The 20361-nt window shown below is 63.8% G+C and carries 23 protein-coding genes and 1 tRNA gene; 10 read left to right on the plus strand and 14 right to left on the minus strand.

The genetic code is table 11. The features are described 5' to 3' along the window. Positions 1-2 precede the first annotated feature (2 nt). Together exbD and FJ867_RS02265 are read left to right on the plus strand one after the other, a co-directional pair. Entirely contained in the window at positions 3-470 is a 468-nt protein-coding gene (gene exbD / locus FJ867_RS02260) for a TonB system transport protein ExbD (RefSeq protein WP_140673900.1), read from the plus strand. Beyond that, positions 467-1414 carry an energy transducer TonB gene (locus tag FJ867_RS02265; protein ID WP_140816420.1) on the plus strand — a complete coding sequence of 316 codons (948 nt, stop codon included), beginning with the start codon at positions 467-469 and terminating at the stop codon, positions 1412-1414. Before exbD ends, FJ867_RS02265 begins: the two co-directional genes overlap by 4 nt. Positions 1415-1488: 74 nt before the next feature. Here FJ867_RS02265 and FJ867_RS02270 read toward each other — a convergent pair whose 3' ends face one another. From FJ867_RS02270 to FJ867_RS02295, 5 genes are all read right to left on the minus strand, one after another. After that, positions 1489-1812: a hypothetical protein gene (locus FJ867_RS02270; protein ID WP_140524636.1), complete on the minus strand. Its 324-nt coding sequence runs from the start codon at positions 1810-1812 to the stop codon at positions 1489-1491. 241 nt (positions 1813-2053) lie between these two features. Beyond that, positions 2054-2305: a hypothetical protein gene (locus tag FJ867_RS02275; protein ID WP_140492525.1), complete on the minus strand. Its 252-nt coding sequence runs from the start codon at positions 2303-2305 to the stop codon at positions 2054-2056. A gap of 69 nt (positions 2306-2374) precedes the next feature. Further along, a complete protein-coding gene (locus FJ867_RS02280) occupies positions 2375-3469 on the minus strand; it encodes a SagB/ThcOx family dehydrogenase (protein WP_246672611.1) in 1095 nt (364 codons plus the stop codon). A 400-nt stretch (positions 3470-3869) separates the two neighbouring features. Further along, positions 3870-4616, minus strand: coding sequence for a helix-turn-helix transcriptional regulator (locus tag FJ867_RS02290; RefSeq protein ID WP_140492521.1), 747 nt, complete (start codon positions 4614-4616; stop codon positions 3870-3872). A gap of 325 nt (positions 4617-4941) precedes the next feature. Next, positions 4942-5017, minus strand: a tRNA-Ala gene (locus FJ867_RS02295). 136 nt (positions 5018-5153) lie between these two features. Here FJ867_RS02295 and FJ867_RS02300 point away from each other — a divergent pair. After that, positions 5154-5444 carry a YggT family protein gene (locus FJ867_RS02300; protein WP_140492518.1) on the plus strand — a complete coding sequence of 97 codons (291 nt, stop codon included), beginning with the start codon at positions 5154-5156 and terminating at the stop codon, positions 5442-5444. Positions 5445-5457: 13 nt separating this feature from the next. Next, positions 5458-5775 carry a DUF167 family protein gene (locus FJ867_RS02305; protein ID WP_140816422.1) on the plus strand — a complete coding sequence of 106 codons (318 nt, stop codon included), beginning with the start codon at positions 5458-5460 and terminating at the stop codon, positions 5773-5775. A 3-nt stretch (positions 5776-5778) separates the two neighbouring features. Here FJ867_RS02305 and FJ867_RS02310 read toward each other — a convergent pair whose 3' ends face one another. The 3 genes from FJ867_RS02310 to FJ867_RS02320 are packed head-to-tail and all read right to left on the minus strand — an operon-like array spanning position 5779 to position 8525. Next, positions 5779-6660, minus strand: coding sequence for a MurR/RpiR family transcriptional regulator (locus FJ867_RS02310; RefSeq protein WP_140492512.1), 882 nt, complete (start codon positions 6658-6660; stop codon positions 5779-5781). A 24-nt stretch (positions 6661-6684) separates the two neighbouring features. Continuing rightward, on the minus strand, positions 6685-7752 hold the full coding sequence (gene ugpC, locus FJ867_RS02315) for a sn-glycerol-3-phosphate ABC transporter ATP-binding protein UgpC (protein WP_140816424.1): 1068 nt from the start codon (positions 7750-7752) through the stop codon (positions 6685-6687). A gap of 2 nt (positions 7753-7754) precedes the next feature. Continuing rightward, positions 7755-8525, minus strand: coding sequence for an SDR family oxidoreductase (locus tag FJ867_RS02320; RefSeq protein WP_140816426.1), 771 nt, complete (start codon positions 8523-8525; stop codon positions 7755-7757). A gap of 280 nt (positions 8526-8805) precedes the next feature. Between FJ867_RS02320 and FJ867_RS02325 the strand changes: the two genes are divergently transcribed. The 4 genes from FJ867_RS02325 to FJ867_RS02340 all read left to right on the plus strand — a co-directional run bounded on the left by FJ867_RS02325 (position 8806) and on the right by FJ867_RS02340 (position 13440). Then, on the plus strand, positions 8806-10038 hold the full coding sequence (locus FJ867_RS02325) for a sugar ABC transporter substrate-binding protein (protein WP_140554802.1): 1233 nt from the start codon (positions 8806-8808) through the stop codon (positions 10036-10038). A gap of 126 nt (positions 10039-10164) precedes the next feature. Further along, positions 10165-11034: a sugar ABC transporter permease gene (locus tag FJ867_RS02330; protein ID WP_140554801.1), complete on the plus strand. Its 870-nt coding sequence runs from the start codon at positions 10165-10167 to the stop codon at positions 11032-11034. Beyond that, positions 11031-11855, plus strand: a complete 825-nt coding sequence (locus tag FJ867_RS02335; protein WP_140554800.1) for a carbohydrate ABC transporter permease — start codon at positions 11031-11033, stop codon at positions 11853-11855. The genes FJ867_RS02330 and FJ867_RS02335 overlap by 4 nt, the downstream gene beginning before the upstream one ends. Positions 11856-11934: 79 nt before the next feature. Next, positions 11935-13440 (plus strand): M81 family metallopeptidase, encoded by a 1506-nt coding sequence (locus FJ867_RS02340; protein ID WP_140816428.1) that lies wholly within the window; start codon positions 11935-11937, stop codon positions 13438-13440. Here FJ867_RS02340 and FJ867_RS02345 read toward each other — a convergent pair whose 3' ends face one another. From FJ867_RS02345 to FJ867_RS02370, 6 genes are all read right to left on the minus strand, one after another. Beyond that, a complete protein-coding gene (locus FJ867_RS02345; RefSeq protein WP_140816430.1) occupies positions 13441-15495 on the minus strand; it encodes a M3 family metallopeptidase in 2055 nt (684 codons plus the stop codon). An 85-nt stretch (positions 15496-15580) separates the two neighbouring features. Continuing rightward, positions 15581-15991, minus strand: coding sequence for a nuclear transport factor 2 family protein (locus tag FJ867_RS02350; RefSeq protein WP_181165207.1), 411 nt, complete (start codon positions 15989-15991; stop codon positions 15581-15583). Between the two features lie 20 nt (positions 15992-16011). Next, positions 16012-16656, minus strand: a complete 645-nt coding sequence (locus FJ867_RS02355; RefSeq protein ID WP_140492485.1) for a carbonic anhydrase — start codon at positions 16654-16656, stop codon at positions 16012-16014. 137 nt (positions 16657-16793) lie between these two features. Continuing rightward, a complete protein-coding gene (locus FJ867_RS02360; protein WP_140816432.1) occupies positions 16794-17561 on the minus strand; it encodes a DUF429 domain-containing protein in 768 nt (255 codons plus the stop codon). Continuing rightward, positions 17558-18442: a pyridoxal kinase PdxY gene (gene pdxY, locus FJ867_RS02365; RefSeq protein ID WP_140625382.1), complete on the minus strand. Its 885-nt coding sequence runs from the start codon at positions 18440-18442 to the stop codon at positions 17558-17560. The genes FJ867_RS02360 and pdxY overlap by 4 nt, the downstream gene beginning before the upstream one ends. 7 nt (positions 18443-18449) lie before the next feature. Beyond that, positions 18450-18701, minus strand: a complete 252-nt coding sequence (locus FJ867_RS02370) for a hypothetical protein (protein WP_140492477.1) — start codon at positions 18699-18701, stop codon at positions 18450-18452. Positions 18702-18863: 162 nt separating this feature from the next. Between FJ867_RS02370 and FJ867_RS02375 the strand changes: the two genes are divergently transcribed. After that, a complete protein-coding gene (locus FJ867_RS02375; protein WP_140514006.1) occupies positions 18864-19499 on the plus strand; it encodes a LemA family protein in 636 nt (211 codons plus the stop codon). 51 nt (positions 19500-19550) lie between these two features. After that, the gene (locus FJ867_RS02380) at positions 19551-20360 is read left to right on the plus strand and encodes a YgcG family protein (RefSeq protein WP_140816661.1); all 810 of its coding nucleotides are present in this window, start codon (positions 19551-19553) and stop codon (positions 20358-20360) included. The last annotated feature ends 1 nt before the right edge of the window (position 20361 follow it).

Below are 20361 nucleotides of genomic sequence, written 5' to 3' on the forward strand. Positions count from 1 at the left end.
CCATGGGCAGCCGCATCCGTCAGGCCATGGACGACGATCTCGAGGAAAGCCACGAGATCAATGTCACGCCCTTCATCGACGTCATCCTGGTGCTGCTGATCATCTTCATGGTTGCAGCGCCCCTGGCGACGGTGGATGTCAATGTCGACCTGCCGGGCTCGACCGCGACGCCGGCGCCGCGGCCGGAGACGCCGCTGTTCCTGACGTTGAAGGATGACCTCTCGCTAGCGATCGGCAACGACACCGTGCCGCGCCAGGTTTTCGCCGCCACGCTGGACGGCAGGACCAAAGGCGACAAGCAGGCGCGCATCTTCCTTCGCGCCGACAAGGCGGTTGCCTATGGCGACCTGATGGAGGCGATGAACCTGCTGCGCGGCGCCGGCTACCTGAAGATCGCCCTGGTCGGCCTGGAGGCTGCGCACGCCGGCGATGCTCCCGCAGTGGCGCCAAGCGGAGCCGCTGGTCCATGACCGGGCAAGCGGCCGCCTCGCCAACGGTGGAGCTGTCGCGCCTCGGCTGGCGCGACCTCGGCCTGTGGGCGGTTGCGGCCGCGCTGGTGCTTGGGGCGCATGTTGCCGTCGCCTATGCGGTGCAGAGCTTCAGCCCGGTCGACCCGGCGGATGGCGGGGCGCCGCCGGCGCTGGCCATCGAGATGGCGCCGATGGTCGCGACGCCGGCCGTGCCCGAACAAGCCGCGATGTTGGACGCCGCTGTGCCCGACCAGGCCGAGCCGGTCGAGGACACCGAAAAGGCCGCCGAAGCCGAGCCCGAGAAAATGGTCGAGCAAGCGGAGCCCGTTGCCGAGCCGGATGCAACGCCGCCTGACACGACCGAACCGACTGGAACGACGCGGGCTGAGCCGGCCGACCAACCCCCGCTTGAAGAGATCGTCCCTGACATGGTCGAGACGGTCGCGCCTGACGTCGTCGTGCCGCTGCCGCAGCCGAAGCCGGTCGAGACGCCCAAGGAAAAGAATCCCGTCCAGGCCAAGGTGAAAAAGCCCGTCGAGAAACCCAAGCCGAAGAAGGATAAGGCGCCGCCGCCGAAGACGGTAACCGCCGCGAGCGCGGAGGCAAAGCCCGCCACCAGGACGGCGGCGCCGAAATCGGCGTCCGGGGCGTCCGGCGTCAGCCCGGCCAAGTGGGAATCGCGGCTGCTGTCATGGATCAAACGGCATACGCGCTATCCGAGCGCCGCGAAATCGCGACGCTCGCAAGGCAATGCGAACGTCACCTTCACGGTGGACGCCTCAGGCCGGGTGACGTCGGCGCGCATCGTCCGCTCCTCGGGCGATCCCGACCTCGACCGCGCCGCGCTCGCCGTGCTGCAGGGCGCCACCGTGCCGCCACCGCCGCCGGAGCTGGGTTCGCGCGTCAGCCGCACGGCGCCATTCGTATTCAGCCTTCGGAACTGATGCATGCCGCCCAAAACTGAACCCGGTTCGGGAGAAACGACATACACGGATCAAAGCAAGGTCGAAGGGTCGGCCTACCGATAGCTCATCGACAGACACAGAGCCTCGACCTGCTCGAGGTAGAAGCGGCATCTCATGCGCAGGATCCTGAGGTTCGGATCGCCGGTGCCGTTGATCTCGATGGTCTGCATCATGAAGTCGAAATGGGCATGGAAGGCATCCACCGCGCCCCAGAGACTGTCGGCATGCCAGGTGTCGGCTATCGCCGTGGAAACCAGTTGGCGCGCTTGCAGGCGCGCCGCATCCGGCGATGCCGGCCGGCTGGCGATCAGGGCATGGAGGCGGCTGAAGACATTTTCACCGACATCGGCGCTTTTGATGGCTGCGATCATGTTCATTTGTGGGTTCCCCTCAGGTCGTCGTGCATAAAGGCCGGTTCGGCGGGCTGCGGGCGATCATTGCAGGGATCGCAGCGGCATCGGCCGGCCGGCCTTGGATGATGTTGCCTCTGCGCCCGCGTGTTCCAACCAATCGGCCATCTCGATGCGGTCAAGCCGACAGCGGCCTTCCTCAAGGACGGCAGCAGGCCTTGCCGCGCACGTCCCCGGGGCACGCCACAGAGATGATGGCTGCATCTGGCTATGCCCTCCTCGGCTGGACGCGATTGTCTTTCGCCTGCGTCCTGGGGTGCATCGAATTGCCGCTGAGCTGCGGATGCCTGGCCGGCCGGGCGCCGCGAAGGACGTCGAAGGCCTCGGCATAAGCCATGCCCAGCAGATAGGAGATCATGGGGAAACGGCTTGCTTCGGCCATCTGCACCAGCTCATTGGCCATCGATGCGATATATTGGAGACTATCGATCTCGGACTGGCGTAGGGATTGGTTGGCCACGTGCTGCTCCTGTGATGTGGTGGAATTCAGGGGACCCCCTCACCGGGCACTCTGAACATAATCAATCGGCTAATTGATTGACCGCGCTGCCAGGCGCGGATTGGTTTCCGGGATAGACAGGGTCAAGGCGTAGATGGGCGCGTCGGTGAGCCGGTCGAGGCCGAGCAAGCGCTTGATCGCCGAGTGGCTGAGCGCCGCGGTCGGGCAGGCCGACAGGCCGTGCCTGGTCGCTGCAAGCATCATGTTCTGGCCGATATGGCCAGCTTCGATCAGCACGACACGATAGGCGTTGGCGTCCTCATACTTCCACATGGTGCGGTCGAGCCTTGCGCAGAGCAGGACCAGGCAGGGCATGGGGTCGGCCCATTCCTGTCCGCCGACCAGCTCGGAGATTTTCGGCAGGTGGTTCGCCGAAATCCTTTCAAGATCGTGTCCGACAGCCGAGTAGTGATAGACGCCGGGTTCCAGCCCTTCCACCGCCGGCGCGACCACATAGGCTTCGTAGGGATTTCTCGCGCCGCCGGAAGGGGTCATGCCCAGCGGCAGGGCGCCAACGCAGTTGCTGGTCTCGCCGGTGATGCCCATGCCCGCGAACAGGCAGTCGGAAAGCTGTTTCGCGGTGACGGTGGGCGCCGCCGCTGTTCGGTTCGTGCGACGCTGGGCCATCAGGGCAATGAGTTCATTGTCGTCCAGCGCGTCCGGCAGCCGGATGGCCGCCGCGGAATTCCTGAGCACGAGGTCGGGCTGCACGGTGTGACCGGCGCGTTCGATCTGCCGTGCCTCCGCCTGTTCGATGGTCATGAACTCGCTGTCCTGGACGCAGAAATGCATCAGCGCGGTCGGAATGCCCCAGTTCCATTGTCCCGAGAATTGGCTCTCCTGTTCGGCCAGTTGCGACCCGGCGGTCACCAGTGCGGAAAAATCGAGCAATTGGGGGATGACGGCATCCAGCTCTGATCGCGACCATCCGTGGTCCCGCGCGATCTCCGCGGCGGATGCCCATTTGTCCCAGGATGCGAGAAGACCGATCACCTCGGAACTGCATTCGAAGACGCTTCTGGTCAGGAAATTGCACGCCGTGACCTTGTTGGCGCCGGGGTAGAAGACAAGCGTTTTTGCGGAGCGCATTTTCATGATGCCGAAAGCCGAATGCAGAAATGTCATTGCGAAGGCGAGGCGCCGACGAACAACCGCCGCCGGCGCCTCGGGCAGCTCAGCGCTTGTTGTAGTGCATGCCCTGCGAAAAGAAGACGGTCTGGGTGCCTGCGGCAATCGTCAACTTCGGAGCAGTGTTCACTTTCTTCGGCATTTTCATCCCTTCCTGACCCCAAATGGGATCTGTTGAAAAAATCCCCAAAACGGGATCCACGGGCGGAAGGTAAGATCGAAAGAGTTAATGGTTTGTTAAAATGGTAGTAAAGCTGCGTTAATCTAAATTATCTTTCTTAGCCTTAAAATACAAAAAATCGATTTTACTCATATACGGAGTAGATGACTGCCGGCATACGCTATTTCCGGATAGAGTTATTCTTATTTAGCGTAACAAGGGAAGATTCTGACGCGATCAGTCCAGCCCGTCCCGAGCGAGGCTGACCACGAGGTGGTCGAGGCTCGGGTCATCGAGCTTGACGACGTGCGCCATGCGGATCGCCTGCCGCGGGCCGATGGATACGTCCTGCCGCATGATGACCGACACGAAGGCCGGCCCGGCTTCCGTCAGAAGCATGGCCTTGCCAATCAGTACCGGTTCCGAGATGGGAGCCCACTGCACCGAGATCAGCGATGGTTCACCGGTCTGGCGGCGATTGACGCCGCTGAAATAGATCCAGTTCAGGCGCGAGATCGCCACGCCGTAATGATTGCCGCGCGCCCGCGCCCATGTCGTTCCCCGGCGCTCCGACCATCCGGTAACCCTTCGGAACGTCACCAGCTCGGCGTCGCGCCGCACGAAGGTCACCGACCGCATCAACAGGTCGGGGCGGGCCGGGATCGAAAAATAGGTGAAGTAGGTGCCGCCCGCGATCGACGGGGCGGGCGGCCGGATCATTTGGTTGAACAGGCTTTCGGAAATCGGTGGCAGGCCGCGAACCGCAGGCTTCGGCGCGCCCGGTTCCCGGTACAATTCGGCTTCGTCGATGCGGAAATAGTCGCAGATCAGCTTGGCTGTCGCTTTGTTCGGGACAGTCTGTCCCTGAAGGTAGCGTTCGAACTGCGTGCGATTGATGCCCAGTTCCCGGCATACCGCGCTTACCGAGGCATGCTCCTTACAGAGCCGTCTGAGATTTGCAGCGAGATACTCGCGAATTGACACGTTTTGCTTCCGCGGGCGGGTTCTTCATATCGACTTCCAAATCCGTATAGCGCCGTCAGCCGCCCCCACCGAAACGCCTTGCTACAACACACAGAAAAAACTGATTTGGTAATGTCACTCTAATGGGGTGGATTCCAAAAAAAATAGCGCGATTCCATAGCGATCACCGCCATAAGTCCAATTGACAGGCGTTTGCCCCGGAAGGCTCTCGCAATCTTTCATGATGGACCGAAAAGGGCGCCGGTGTCGTGACATTTCGCACCGTAGCCACCGACGTGGGTTCGGCTGTTGCAATGCATCGAAGAGAAGAAAACGACTATCCCGCTGGTGGAGCTGAGGGGGATCGAACCCCTGACCTCGTCATTGCGAACGACGCGCTCTCCCAGCTGAGCTACAGCCCCGTCCAGCGGATGGCGCATTTATCGGGCACGGCAGTTTTCTGTCAAGGCGACGTTTTGCCGAAATCCTGGCGGCCGAAGCCTGCCCTTGCCGGTTTCGCGCGCAATGGCTACATGTCGGCAACAATTGGAGACCGGCATGCTCGCCCTCATTCAAACAATCGTCATGGCGCTCGACCTCTATTGGTGGGTCATCATCATCTCGGCGATCTTTTCCTGGCTCTATGCCTTCAACGTCGTCAACTCGCGCAACCAGTTTGTCGGCAGCATCGGCAATATGCTCTACCGGCTGACCGAACCGGCGCTCAGGCCGATCCGACGTTTCATGCCGGACCTTGGCGGTATCGACATCTCGCCGATCATCCTGCTGCTGATCCTGTTCTTCCTCAGGCAGTTCCTGCTCACCACCGTGGCACCGCTGGTGCTGTGAACCCGATGCTCGCATGAGTGCCCCGTTCCGCATCCGCGAGAACGGCATCGAATTGTTCGTCCGGCTGACACCGAAGTCTTCCATGGACAGGTTCGAAGGCATAGAGAGATCGGCTGATGGGCGAAGCCATTTGAAGGCACGGGTTCGCGCCGTACCCGAAAACGGCGCCGCCAATCAAGCGCTGGAGAAGCTGGCCGCCAAGACGCTTGGAGTGCCGGCCTCGGCCGTTTCGGTTGTCGCCGGCGGCACGGCACGGCTCAAGACGCTGCGCGTGACGAGTGAACCCCAGGTGCTGATGCAGCGCATCGAGGCACTCAGTGCTTCGGCCTGAAGTTCAATCGCCCAGCGGCAAACGCGGATCGTCGACCTTCAGCGTGTTCACGCTCTGCTTGATGCGGCGCAAATTCTCCAGCACCTTCGGTCCGCGCGTCTCGGCCACCGACGTGACGATCATGTCGACGATCGCCAGCAGCGCATAGCGCGACGATGTCGGCTTGTAGATGTTGCCGTCCTCGAGCGGCTGCAAATGGATGACGGTGTCGGCGGCCCTGGCCAATGCCGAGTCCGGCGCGGTGACGGCGACCGTTGTGGCGCCATATTGCTGCGCGACCTGCACCGCCTCGATGACCGACCGTGCATAGCCGGAAACCGAGAAGGCGACCAGCGTGGTGTCGGGCGTGGCCACGGCGGCGTACATGCGCTGCAATTGCCCGTCGATCTGCGCCAGCACCGGCAGGCCCAGCCTGAACAGCCGGTTCTGCATCTCGGTCGCCATCATCGAGGAAATGCCGCCGGAGCCGACACACAGCACGTTGCCTGACGTGGCAATGCGCGCGGCGACATCGACCAGCGTCGTCATGTCGAGGTTTTCACTGGCGCGCTGGATGGCCGATATCGCCGCCTCGGTGATGGCCGATGCGATGCGCTGCTCGCGGGCGTCGCGGCTCAGCGGCTCGGGCGACAGATACTGTCCGCCAATGGCGATCGCCTGCGCCAGATAGAACTTGAAGTCGCGCAGGCCTTCGCAGCCGAGATTGCGGCAGAAGCGGGTCACCGTCGGCTCGCTGACGCCGACGCGCGCGGCGATCTCCGAGATCGCCGCCTTGGAGGCGAAATCGAGATCGGACAGGACCAGGCCCGCCAGCCGGCGATCCGACTTGGTGCCGTCCTGCGACATCAGCTGCAACCGGGTGATGATGTCGGCCGGTGTCTTCATGCCGGTGTCTTCACGCTTGTGCTTTCATAGAGGCAGGCCCGTCGCCTTGTCGAAAAGATGGACGTTGCGCGGCTCGACCGAGACCGGCAGGCGGTCGCCCGGCTTCACCTGCATCCGGTCGCGGAAGACGACGCGCACCGTATCGCTGCCAATGGCGCCGTAGACATGCGTTTCGGAGCCCGTCGGCTCGACGACGTCCACCTTGATGGTCATGGCGTCGGCAGCTTCGCCGATGACAAAATGTTCGGGCCGGATGCCGGCCTCCACCGCGCCGCCTGTCCGCACCTCTTTGCCGGCAAGCGCAAGCTTTCCGCCGCCGGTCGATTCGAACCAGCTGTTCGTGGCCGTCGTCTTGAGGGACCCGGAAACGAAACTCATCGAGGGCGAGCCGAGAAAGCCGGCAACGAACTTGTTGGCCGGCCGGTCATAGAGCTCCAGTGGCGGCCCGACCTGCTGGATTCGGCCGCGATCCATCACCACGATGCGGTCGGCCATGGTCATGGCCTCGATCTGATCGTGGGTGACATAGACGACCGTCGATCTCAGTCTCTGGTGCAGCGCCTTGATCTCGGTGCGCATCTGCACCCGCAATTGCGCGTCGAGGTTGGATAGCGGTTCGTCGAACAGGAAGACCGAGGGCTCGCGCACGATGGCGCGGCCCATGGCGACGCGCTGGCGCTGACCGCCCGACAATTGCCGGGGGTAACGGTCGAGATAGGAGAACAGATTGAGGACGCCGGATGCCTTCTTGACCTTGTCCTCGACCGCGGCGCGGTTCTCGCCGCGGATTTTCGGCCCAAAGCCGATATTGTCGGAGGCCTTGAGGTGCGGAAACAGCGCATACGACTGGAAGACCATGGCGATGTTGCGCTGCTGTGGCGGCAGGTCGTTGGCGCGCACGCCGCCAATGACGAGATCGCCCGAGCTTATCGTTTCCAGTCCGGCCAGCATGCGCAGCAAGGTCGACTTGCCGCAGCCGGACGGGCCGACCAGCACGACGAATTCGCCGCTCTCGATGTCGAGGTCGATGTTCTCGAGGATGCTGTGCTGGCCGAAGGATTTCGAAAGGTCGCGGAACTGGACGTCGGTCATGGTCACGCTCCCACTATGTCGTCGATGAACGGCAGGCAGCCGGCGGTCAGGCCGGCATCCACCGGCATCACCACGCCCGTTACGCCGGACGCCCGGTCGGAGGCAAGAAACGCCACGGCTTCCGCCACCTCCGAGGCATTGACGATGCGGCCGAGCGGATATAGCCGCTGGAGCTTGCCGAGAATGTCGGGGTTCTTGGCCAGGCGATGGTCCCAGGCGGCGGTACGGATCGATCCCGGACAGACGACATTGGCGCGAACGCCGCTGCGGCCGAGCTCGACGGCGATCGCCTTGGCATAGGCGTTGATACCGGCTTTGGCGGCGGCATAGGCGGGGTTGCCGAAATGGGCGATGGCGTTGACGGAAGAAATGAAGACGACGCTGCCCGAACCGCGCGCCGCCATCGCCTTGACCAGCGGGTCGGCAAAAGTCATCACGCCGGTCAGGTTGAGGTCGACTTCCTGCCCTATCCTGTCGGTCGTCAATGCGCCGAGCGTCTCCGCGCGCGTCCAGCCGGCATTGTTGATCAGGATGTCGGGCACGCCGTCCTTGTCGAGCACGGCCGCGACGGCTGCCTCGACCGAAACCCGGTCGAGAAGGTTGAAGACATGGCGCGAGGCGAGGTGCGGGCTTGCCAGCGCCTCCTCCGATTGATCGCAGCCGACCACCCGCGCGCCTCTTCCGGCCAGCAACGCGACGATCGCTGTGCCAAGGCCGCCGCCGGCGCCCGTGACAACGACAGTGCGGCCTTCGAACTCGGCTTTCGAAACCACGGCGCTTGCTCCTCCGGCAGTTCGAGCGATTCCAGGAAAGTGTATACGGTTTTCGGTCCGGAATTGCGTCAAAACAAAGAGTTAGAGTGGTTCTCCGTTTCCGTGAAACGGTGAACTGCTCTAGGCAGATGTCGGCAGGCTAGTGAATGGAATGTAATTAAGCAACACGATAATCTGCTTGCGTGCGGCCAGATCCTCGATAATGTAGGAAAGTCACATAATCCTGCGCCAACATCGGCGTGAGGAGCGCAAAAGCGCGGAACAAAATGGGAGAGATCGGATGAGCATTGCGAAATGGACTGTCGGCTTGATGGCCGGAATGAGCATGCTGGCCTTCGCGGCACAGGCGCAAGCCGGCGAGGTGCGCGTCACGGTCGCCGAATACAGCGCCAAGACCGGCCCCTACTTCGAGGAGGTCAAGAAGGAGTTCGAGGCAAAGAACCCCGGCATCACGGTCAAGTTCGAAGTGGTGCCGTGGGATGTGCTCTTGCAGAAGCTGACCACCGACATCACCGCCGGCACCAATGCGGATCTCTCGATCATCGGCACGCGCTGGCTGATCGACTTCGTGCAGCAGGACGTCGCCGAGCCGCTCGACAGCTACATCACGCCAGACTTCAAGGGCCGCTTCATCGACACGTTCTTGTCGCCCTCGATCATGGACGGCAAGACCTACGGCCTGCCGATCGCCGCTTCGGCGCGCGCCATGTATTACAACAAGGAGCTGTTCGAGAAGGCAGGCATCGCCAAGCCGCCGGCCAATTGGACCGAGCTGCAGGAGGACGCCCGCAAGATCAAGGCGCTGGGGTCCGGCACATTCGGCTTCGGCCTGCAGGGCAAGGAGATCGAGACCGACGTCTACTATTACTATGCGATGTGGTCATACGGCACCGAGATCCTCAACAAGGACGGCACATCGGGCTTGAGCACGCCTGGCGCGCTCGAAGCCGCCAAGCTCTACAAGTCGATGATCGACGAGGGCCTGACGGAGCCCGGCGTCACCTCCAACAACCGTGAGGACGTTCAGAACCTGTTCAAGCAGGGCAAGGTCGGCATGATGATCACCGCACCCTTCCTGTCCAACCAGATCAAGGACGAGGCGCCGAGCCTCAAATACGGCGTGGCGGCTATACCCGCCGGCCCGACGGGCGCGCGCGGCACCTACGGCGTCACCGATTCCATCATCATGTTCAAGAACTCCAAGAACAAGGACGAGGCCTGGAAGCTGCTCGACTTCCTGTTCACCACGGAGCAGCGCGCCAAGTTCACGCAAGGCGAAGGCTTCCTGCCGGTGAACAAGGAAGAGGCCAAGATGGACTATTACGTCAACAATGCCGACCTCGCCGCCTTCACCGCGCTGTTGCCCGATGCGCGCTTCGCGCCGGTCATTCCGGGCTGGGAGGAGATCGCCCAGATCACGTCGGATGCGATCCAGAAGATATACCTCGGCGGCGACCCGGAGGCGGGTTTGAAGGATGCGGCGGCGAAGGCCAACGCCGTGCTGAAGAAATAAGGCGTATCTCCCTGCGCCCGTGGCGCGCCCCACTCAGGCGGGGCACGCCACATCTTTGGTCTCCCGATCCGAAATCCGCATAAGCAGAACCTTCCGATCCCGTGCGCCGAGGTTACAGGCCAGCCGATGCAAAATCGTTTCCTGCCTTATCTGCTGACCTTGCCCAGCCTGTTCCTGGCGGCAATCGTGATCTTCTGGCCGGTCTGGGACCTGATCCAGATCGCCACGCATGACGTCAACCGTTTCGGCCAGCTGCGCGAATTCAGCGGTCTTGCCAATTTCGCCGCCCTCACCGCCGATCCCGATTTCGTCGCCGCACTGTGGCGCACGGGGATATGGACCGTTCTGGTGGTTGGCGGCGCGCTGCTTCTGTCGATCCCGGTCGCCATCATCCTCAACACCGATTTTTACGGCCGCGGCCTTGCCCGCGTCATCATCATGCTGCCCTGGGCGGTGTCGCTGACCATGACGGCGGTGGTCTGGCGCTGGGCGCTGAGCGGCGAAAGCGGCATGCTGAATTCGGCGCTGCTCGGCCTCGGCCTGATCGATCACAATGTCCAATGGCTGGCCAGCGCCGAGACGGCGTTCCCGATGCAGGTGCTGATCGGCATATTGGTGACGGTGCCGTTCACCACGACGATCTTCCTTGGCGGCCTGTCTTCGATTCCGGACGATCTCTACGAGGCCGCCGCGCTCGAAGGAGCGACGCCGGCACAGCAGTTCCGCGAAATCACCTTTCCGCTCCTGAAACCGTTCATCAACATCGCCATCGTGCTCAACACCATCTACGTCTTCAATTCCTTCCCGATCATCTGGGTAATGACGCAGGGCGGGCCGGCCAACTCGACCGACATCCTGGTCACTCACCTCTACAAGCTTGCCTTCCGCATCGGCAAACTGGGGGAGGCTTCCGCCGTGTCGCTGGTGATGTTCGCCATATTGCTGGTCTTCACCATGATCTATGTGCGCCTCGCCATGCGGGAGCAGCGCGTATGAGGAGCAAGCTGAAACGTACCGTCATCGCCTGGCTGCTGCTGGCGCCTTTGATCGTGGTGACGGTCTTCCCCTTCGCGGTGATGTTCCTGACCGCGGTCAAGCCGCGGCAGGAGGTGCTGTCGCCGACATGGTGGCCGAGCGAATTCCGCTGGTCGAATTTTGCCGACATGTGGGTGGCGACCGGCTTCGGCCGGGCGCTCGCCAATTCGCTCTATGTCTCGGTGATCGCCACCGTCGGCGCCATCCTGATCTCCGTGCCGGCGGCCTATGCCATGTCGCGCTTTCGTTTTGCCGGCTATGGCGCCTTCCGCCAGTTCCTGCTGATCTCGCAGATGATCTCGCCGATCGTGCTGGTGCTGGGCCTGTTCCGGTTGATGGCCGCCTGGGGGCTGGTCGAATCGACGACCGCGCTCGGCTTCATCTACATGGCCTTCAACGTCGCCTTCACCGTGTGGATGCTGCAGAGTTATTTCGACACCATCCCGCGCGATCTCGAGGAGGCGGCCTGGATGGAAGGCGCCGGCCGCTGGCTGACGCTGCGCAAAGTGTTCCTGCCGCTCTGCCTGCCGGCCATTGCCGTCACCGCCATCTTCACCTTCATCAACGCCTGGAACGAATTCGTCGTGGCGCTCACCATGCTGCGCAGCCAGGAGAGCTACACGCTGCCGATCCAGGTGTTCTCGCTGGTCGCCGGGCGCTACACCATCGAATGGCACCACGTCATGGCCGCCACGCTGCTGGCGACGCTGCCGGTGGCGATCCTGTTCATCTGGCTGCAGCGCTACCTCGTGCGGGGGCTGGCGCTCGGGGCCGTCAAATAGCAATTCCATTGAAAAAGTGTGTGGCGGTTTTTCAGTCCGGAATTGCGAGAGCGAAGAGTAACCTGTCTACGGAGCTTTCATGCGCATCTTCACCGCCTCGCTGGCGACGGAAACCAACACCTTCTCGCCGGTGCCGACCGACAGGGCATCGTTCGAGATGGCCTTCTATGCCGGGCCGGGCAAGCATCCGGAGACGCCGACGCTGTGCTCCTCGCCGATCGTCGCGCTGCGCCGGCGCGCGGCCGCAGAGGGATTGACCGTCATCGAGGGCACCGCCACCTGGGCCGAGCCCGGCGGGCTGGTACAGCGGCAGACCTACGAGGCGCTGCGCGACGAGATTCTGGGCCAGCTCCGAGCAGCGCTGCCGGTCGAGGCCGTCATTCTCGGCCTGCATGGCGCCATGGTGGCGCAGGGCTATGACGACTGCGAGGGCGACCTGCTCGAACGGGTGCGCGAGATCGTCGGGCCTGGCGTGGTGATCGCTTGCGAGTTCGATCCGCACAGTCATCTCACGTCCAAGCGCGTGGCGGCATCTGATATCATGGCCTATTTCCTCGAATTCCCGCACACCGACTTCTACGAGCGCGGCGAGCATGTCGTCGAGCTCGGCCTTGCCGCGGCGCGTGGCGAGATCAAGCCCGTCATCTCGACCTTCGACTGCCGCATGATCCAGGTGCTGCCGACCAGCCGCGAACCGATGCGCTCCTTCGTCGACCGTATCAAGGCGCTGCACGGCAGGGACGGCGTGCTGTCGGTCTCGGTCATCCATGGCTTCATGGCGGCGGATGTGCCCGAAATGGGCACGCGTATCCTCGTCGTCACCGACAATGACAAGGCCAAGGGCGACGCGCTGGCCGAAACGCTGGGACGCGAGCTCTACGCGATGCGCGAAAAGACGGCGATGACGATGCTGAGCGCCGGCGATGGCATCGATCGGGCGCTGGCGGTGCACGCTGAAAAGCGCGGCAGGCCGGTGGTCATCGCCGACATCTGGGACAATCCGGGCGGCGGCGTGCCGGGTGACGGCACCATCGTGCTGCGGGAGCTTTTGGCCCGCGGCATCGACAATGTCGGCGTGGCGACGATATGGGACCCGGTCGCGGTGACTTTCTGCCGGGCCGCGGGCGAGGGCGCCGTCATCGACCTGCGTTTCGGCGGCAAGTCCGGGCCCCAGGCCGGCGAGCCGATCGACGCCCGTGTCACAGTGCTGAAAGTTCTCGCCGAAGGTTGGCAGAGCTTCGGGCCGAGCCGGGTGACGCTCGGGCCCGCCGCGTTGATCCGCATCGAGGGCACCGAGGTCGACATCATCCTCAACACCAACCGCACGCAGACCTTCGAGCCGGACATTTTTTCCAACATCGGCGTCGATCCGCTGGCCAAGGACATGCTGCTGATCAAATCGACCAACCATTTCTACGCCGGCTTCGAACCGATCGCCGCCGAGATCATCTATCTCTCGGCGCCGAGCGCGTATCCCAGCAATCCGGCGGTGACGGATTACAGGAAACTGAAGCGGGCGATCTGGCCAAGGGTGGCGGATCCCTGGAAGCAGCCGATCTCCCCCACAAGGGGGGAAATTGGCTGATCACACCAGCCCCCGCTTCACCATCATGGCTTCCGGCGACGGCATCTTGCCGCGAAACGCGGTGTAGAGTTCTTCCGGATCCTTCGAGCCACCGGCGGCATAGATGTTCTTTCTCAGCCGCTCGGCCAGCGCGGGGTTGAAAGGGTCGCCGGTTTCCTCGAAAGCGGCGAAGGCGTCGGCGTCGAGCACTTCGGACCACATGTAGGAATAGTAGCCGGCCGAATAGCCCTCGCCGGCAAAGACATGGCCGAAATGCGGCGTGCGGTGGCGCATGGCGATGGTGTCGGGCATGTCGAGTTTTTCGAGCGTTTCGGCCTCGAAACGAAGTGGCTCCTCAGGCGCGTCGGGCCTTGCATGGAAGGCCATGTCGATCAGCGCCGAGGCGGTGAATTCCACCGTAGCAAAGCCAGCCCCGAAAGTGCGTGCCGCCAGGATCTTGTCGAGCAGAGCCTTCGGCATCGGCTTGCCGGTCTTGACATGCAAAGCGTGCTTTTCCAGCACCGCCGGCACGGTCAGCCAGTGTTCGTAGAGCTGCGAGGGCAGTTCGACGAAATCGCGGCTGACGGAAGTGCCCGACACCGAAGGCCAGGTGACGTCGGTCAGCATGCCGTGCAGGGCATGGCCGAATTCATGGAACAAGGTCTTCGCCTCGTCCACCGACAGCAGCGCCGGCTCGCCCACGGGCGGCTTGGCGAAATTCATGATGTTGTAGATGATCGGGCTCGCGCCGGGGCCCAGGCGGTAGCCTGATTTCAGTGCGCTCATCCAGGCCCCGGAGCGTTTCGACGGCCGCGCGAAATAGTCGGCCAGGAACAGGCCGCGCTCGCTGCCATCGGCATTCTTCACCACGAACACACGCGCGTCCGGATGCCAGGCGGCAATGCCTTTCCTCTCTTCGAAGGTGATGCCGAACAGTCTTGTCGCGACGTCGAAACAGGCATCGATGATCCGGTCGAGCTGGAGATAGGGCTTCAATTCCGCCTCGTCGAAGGCGAATTTCTCCGCGCGCAGCTTCTCCTGGTAGAAACGCCAATCCCAGGCGGCGAATTTTTCGTTGCTGCCGGCTTCCGCCGCCAGCCGTTCCAGCTCCTTTTGGTCGGCGGCGGCCTTTTCCAACGCCTTTTCCCATACGGGATCGAGCAGGTCGTGCACCGCCTTGGGCGTCTTGGCCATGGTGTCGTCGAGCTTCAGCGCCGCGAAGGAGCCGTAGCCGAGCAGCTTCGCCTTCTCGGCGCGCAGCTTCAGCATGTCGCGCACCACGGCCGTGTTGTCGGTCGCGCCGCCATTCTGGCCGCGCATGGTGAAGGCGCGGAAGGCGATCTCTCGCAAATCGCGGCGCTCCGAGAAGGTCGAGAACGGCTCGTAGATCGAGCGCGACAAGGTGACGGCGTAGCGGCCTTTCTGGCCGCGCATCTCGGCGGCTTCGGCCATCGAGCTCTTCACGAAATCCGGCAGGCCGGCCAGGTCGGCCTCGTCGAGGAACAGCGCCCAGTCGCGTTCGTCGGCAAGCACGTTCTGGCCGAAGCTGGTGCCGAGCGACGACAGCTCCTCGTTGATCCCTGCCAGCCGCTTCTTGCCATCCGCATCGAGTTTCGCGCCCGAGCGGACAAAACCCTTCCAGGTCTTTTCCAGCACATGCAGCGTCTCGGCATCGAGCTTGAGCGTCTCGCGGCGCCGGTAAAGGTCGTCGATGCGGGCAAAGAGCCTTTCATTCATCGAGATCGCCGAGAAATGCCTCGACATCCTTGGCGAGATGTCGCGCTCCAGCGCCTGGATGTCCTCGTTGGTGTGGGCCCCGGCACGGCACCAGAAGATCGACGAGACATGGTCGAGCGCTTCGCCGGCGAGCTCCAGGGCTTGAAGCGTGTTCTCGATGGTCGGCGTATCCTCGTTCGCGGCGATGGCCTCGATCTCGGCCTCATGCGCCTTCAGCGCCGCGTCGAAGACGGGTGCGAACTCGTCGTCGCCAAATCGGGCGAAATCGGGCAGGCCGAGTGGCCCTTGCCACGTGGTCAGCGGATGGGCGGCGAGGTCGACGGCTTTCGTGGCGGGCATGGATTGTCTTTCGGGCTGGCAGGTCGGGAGGGGCTGAAATCACCGATGTAGGGCGCTCGTCCGGCGCGCGCAACAGCGCTGCCGGTCAGTAGGCTTCGCAGCTTTCCGCAAGCGCTTTCTGCGTGCTGGCCGTGATGCGGTCGCCCGCTATGGCGAACGTCTCATGCATCAGCATGTCATTGTCGGGGAAGTCGTAGCAGGCGATCACCGTGGTGACGCCGCCTTCGTTCTTCTCGATCCGGTGTCGGATCGCGGCACCCGCAACCGCACCTTTCCATTCGTCGAGCGAGGCGATGAACTCCTGCTTTCCCTGCACGATGCCGAGGTCGTCGAGTTCGATGCGCACATTGTCGGCGAGCAGGTCGGAAAGTTCGGTACGGTCGGCGACCAGCAGGGCCGAATACCAGCGGCTGATGATGGCGCCGTCATCGGCGCGGGCGGCCATGATCGCCATCAGCAGTGCGGCGACGGTGAACATGACCGGCCGGATGTTCATCGCCTGGCGTGCCGTTTCGGTCACTCCAGCACCGGGCGCTCGAAATCGCCGGTCTCCTTGTTCATCACCCAGAGCTCGCCGGTCGAAATGTCGAACCAGGCACCGTGCAGCGACAGCCGCCCCTTGCCCTCAAGGATCGAGACGCAGGGAAAGGTCCTGAGATTGGCGAGGGAATAGCGGATCGAGATGCGCTCCAGCGCCGTCTGGCGCTCCGTCGCAGTCATGAAGGTGCTGGCCGACACGGTCTCGGCGGCCGGCGCGATCAGGCTCATCCATTTGCCGATGAAATCGCCCGGCGACAGTGGCGCGGAATTGGCGTCGAGCGCGGCACGGATACCGCCGCAGCGGCCATGGCCCATGACAACGATGTTCTTGACCTTGAGGCTCTGCACCGCGAATTCGAGCGCGGCCGAGGTCGAGTGGAACTCGCCGTCCGGCTCGTAAGGCGGCACCAGATTGCCGACATTGCGCAGTACGAAGAGTTCGCCGGGCCCTGCGTCGAAGATCGCCTCGGGAGCCGAGCGGGAATCGCAGCACGCGACGATCATGGTTTCCGGCGCTTGCCCCTCCCGGGCGAGCTCGCGATAGCGGCCGCTCTCGGTGAGATAGCGACCGTTCATGAAATTGCGGTAGCCGGCAAGAAGGTGGTCGGGAAGGTGAGGCATGGGCGGCTTTCCGGTTGGAGGCGGCAGCTCGTTGCGGTCGAGAAAACGCTCTAGCGGTAAAAGCCCGTCGCGAGCAATGCAGAATTGTGGGGTTGGTGAGAAATGCCCTGCGTCAGGCGCAAAGCTGGGCAATGTTGTCACGCCCAGATGGCGACCGGTATGCCAAAGCCGTCGGTAAGTGGCGGGTCGGGAAACGGCCGTGCCGTGCCGGCGGCGATGCGGCCGGCGATCAGCATCATCGCCGCCGCATCGAGGAAATCGTCGGCGGCCGCACCGCGCGGCGGCGCCTGATCGAGGAAGTCTATGGCATAGCCGTGCCGGCTAAGCAGCGCCTTGCGTTCCGCCATGCCGGCCGGATTGATGCTGCCCTTGACCTTCTTCGGCAGCAGCATGGCCTGCCCGCCGTTGAGCCGACAGAAAGCCACTTCCGGATGCGATTCGAAGACGCGGCCACGCAGTTCGGGCCGCGAGATCAGCAACGTATCGATCTCGCGTATTTTGCCAAAGATGCCGAATGCCTGGATCGAAACGCCGCGCGGCGGATCGGATGTCGTCCTGGCCACGTCGCTCGCCCGGCGGTGCGCGGCGTACCAGGCTTCGATCGAAGTGAACTCGGCGGTATCGGCGTAGAGTGCCGCACGAGACGGGATCGAGAAGACGCTGGATTGGCGCGGCCCGAGCAGCCGCCTGACCTGCGCCTCCGGCCCGCGCCCGCCCTTGCTCGAAAATTCAGGCAGGCCGATCGGCATGTCGACGGCGACGATCGCGTCGTCGGGAACCGCCGACAGCAGCGCGGCGAAGCTGGCGAAGACCTCGACCGAAGGCGCCGCGTTCGGAGCGCTCCGAACGGCGACCCAGCCGGCCTTGCAGCCGTCCGCGCCGACCAGCACCCGTGCCGATGTCACGCGCGGCGGTCCCGCCCCGGATGCGTGAGATGGCGAAGCTGCACCATCGCCATCGGGTGCGACAGGCTCTGCGCATCGGTTTCGAGCTGCAATTCGTCGCCGCCGCGTTTGGCCGTGCGCGCCAGGATCTCGTAGACCGCCGCCGTCGTCGATTGCAGCGCCTTGATCGCCGGCTGGCCGGAGAGGATGCGCGCCAGGTAGACCGCCGCTGTCAGGTCGCCCAAACCGTTCGGCGGCTTGTCGATGACGCGGTGCTCGGCGAGCAGCGCCTGGCTGCCGTCGAGCAGAAGATTCCCGGTGCCGCCTGAAATCATCGACGGCGCCGAGGTGACCAGCATGGTTGAAGGCCCCGCATGGAGCGCCGCGGCCATCACCGACTTCAGGTCGGGCAACGGCACGCCGGCCATCCATTCCAGCTCATAGCGGTTAGGGGTAGCAATGTCGGCGATCGGCATCAGCCGGTCGCGCATGGCGATCGCCGTCGGCTCCGGCACATAGAGCCCGCCCGAATCGCCCATTACCGGATCGCAGATATAGACGGCGTCGGGCGTCCTCGCCTTGACCGCAGCGACCAGCGAGGCGACGGCTTCGGCCTGGCCGGCCTCGCCGAGATAGCCCGACAGCACCGCCCCGACCTCGCCCAGCCACGGCGCGCGCTCCAGATCGGCCATCAATGCCTTGAACTGATCGAGCGGCGGCACGATGCGGGTCGCGCGCCCATGGCCGGGATGCCAGGGCAGGATGATTGTCGGCACCGCCCATACCGGGAAACCCAGCGATTCCAGCGCAAAGACGGCGGCGCGATTGCCGACCGAGCCGCGTGCGACATGGCTGGAAATGACGATGACCGCGCGCGGCGCGTCGGCTTGCTCGGTGCTCATTGGAATCCTAACTGCCCCGGGTGAGGAAAAGCACGAGCCAGACCATCAGGCCCAGCGCCAGCAGCAGCCCAATTATCCGGCCAATGCGCGTGCCCCAGACTTCGATCGGATCCGCGCGGTCGGCATCGGCCGCCGCGACGTGGTCGCGAACGGCCTTCGCGGTCCGCGCCGCGAGCGAAGTGGCGGCCGGATCGGTTTCGCGCGCGACGCGCTCGAGGATGCGGCGCGATTCGGTGTCGCTGTCCTGGCGCTGCACCATGATGCTGTCCTGTTTCGTGGCGACCTTACCGCGTTCGCTCCGTCAATTACAGCGCCTTGCGACCGACCGTAACCCCATCGGTAACCGTCTGCGCCGAGGTCGTTTTCTTGCGCGCCGATTGTGGTAATGCTTCGCATGCAACTTCTACCGAGGGGACCGATCATGTTTGCCCAGCGCCTTGCTTTCCCGACATTCCGCACGCTGCCCGCCTTGCTGGTGATGGCCGTCATGCTGCCGCTGCTTGCCGGCTGCGGCTACAACACCATCCCGACGGCGGAGGAGAACGCCAAGGCGGCATGGAGCGAGGTGCTGAACCAATATCAACGCCGCGCCGACCTCATCCCCAACCTGGTCGAGACGGTCAAGGGCTACGCCTCGCACGAAAAGGACACGCTCGACGCCGTGGTCGAGGCGCGCGCCAAGGCGACGCAGGTCACGGTAACGCCAGAAACGTTGAAGGATCCCGAAGCCCTCAAGAGGTTCCAGGATGCCCAGGCAGGGCTGACCAGCGCGCTGTCGCGGCTGCTCGCTGTGTCGGAGGCATACCCGGACCTGAAGGCCAACCAGAACTTCCTGGCGCTGCAGGCGCAGCTCGAAGGTACCGAGAACCGCATCGCGGTGGCGCGGCGTGACTACATCCAGGCGGTCAGGGACTACAATCTGACGCTGCGGACCTTCCCCTCGGTGCTGTGGGCGACGTTCTGGTTCCGCGGCAACGAGCCCTTCGCCAATTTCACGGTCGAGGAGGACAAATTGCAGACGCCGAAGGTCGATTTCGGCACGAAACAGGGCGGATGATTGCCGGATTCCGACGTGGTGATCCTGCTCGCCAATGAGGGACGACGCGCCATGTATCGCGTCGCTGTCCTGCTCCTCGTTCTCGTGGTGCCATTTGCGGCCCTCGCCGCCGAGCTCCCGGCGCTGACCGGCCGTGTCGTCGACAATGCAGGCATCATCGATGCGGCGACCAGGGCGGTACTGACGCAGAAGCTTGCCGATTTCGAGACGAAGGGCTCCGATCAGATCGTCGTCGCCACCATTCCCAGTCTCGGCGGCGAGGAGATCGAGCCCTATGCCAACCGGCTGTACCGGTTCTGGAAACTCGGCCAGGCGAAGGAGAACAACGGCGTGCTGCTTCTGGTCGCGCCGAACGACCGCAAGATGCGCATCGAGGTCGGCTACGGGCTGGAAGGCACGCTGACCGACCTGCACACCAAGCTGATCATCGAAAACGACATGGTGCCGGCCTTCCGTGCCGGCGATTTCTCCGGCGGCATCACCAAGGCCGTCGACGACATGATCATGGTGCTCAACGGCAATCCCGAGGAGCTGGAAGCACGCGGCAAGCGCAACCAGCAGGCGCCGTTCAATTCCGACGATTTGTTCTTCGCCATCTTCATCGGCATCTGGGCGCTCATCTTCTTCGGCAGCATAGCGGCCTCGGTGTTGCCGCCGATCTTCGGCCAGAAGATCGGTCCCGGCCGTTACCGCTGGCTCGGCATGACGTTCGAGCCGAGCCGGCGATCGTCGGGTGGCGGCTGGTCGTCAGGTGGCGGCGGCTGGTCGGGCGGCGGCGGCTGGTCCTCGGGCGGTAGCGGCGGTGGTTTCTCCGGCGGTGGGGGCTCTTCCGGCGGCGGCGGCTCTTCGGGAAGCTGGTGAG

This window comes from Mesorhizobium sp. B2-5-3 (assembly GCF_006441005.1).
GTDB lineage: Bacteria > Pseudomonadota > Alphaproteobacteria > Rhizobiales > Rhizobiaceae > Mesorhizobium.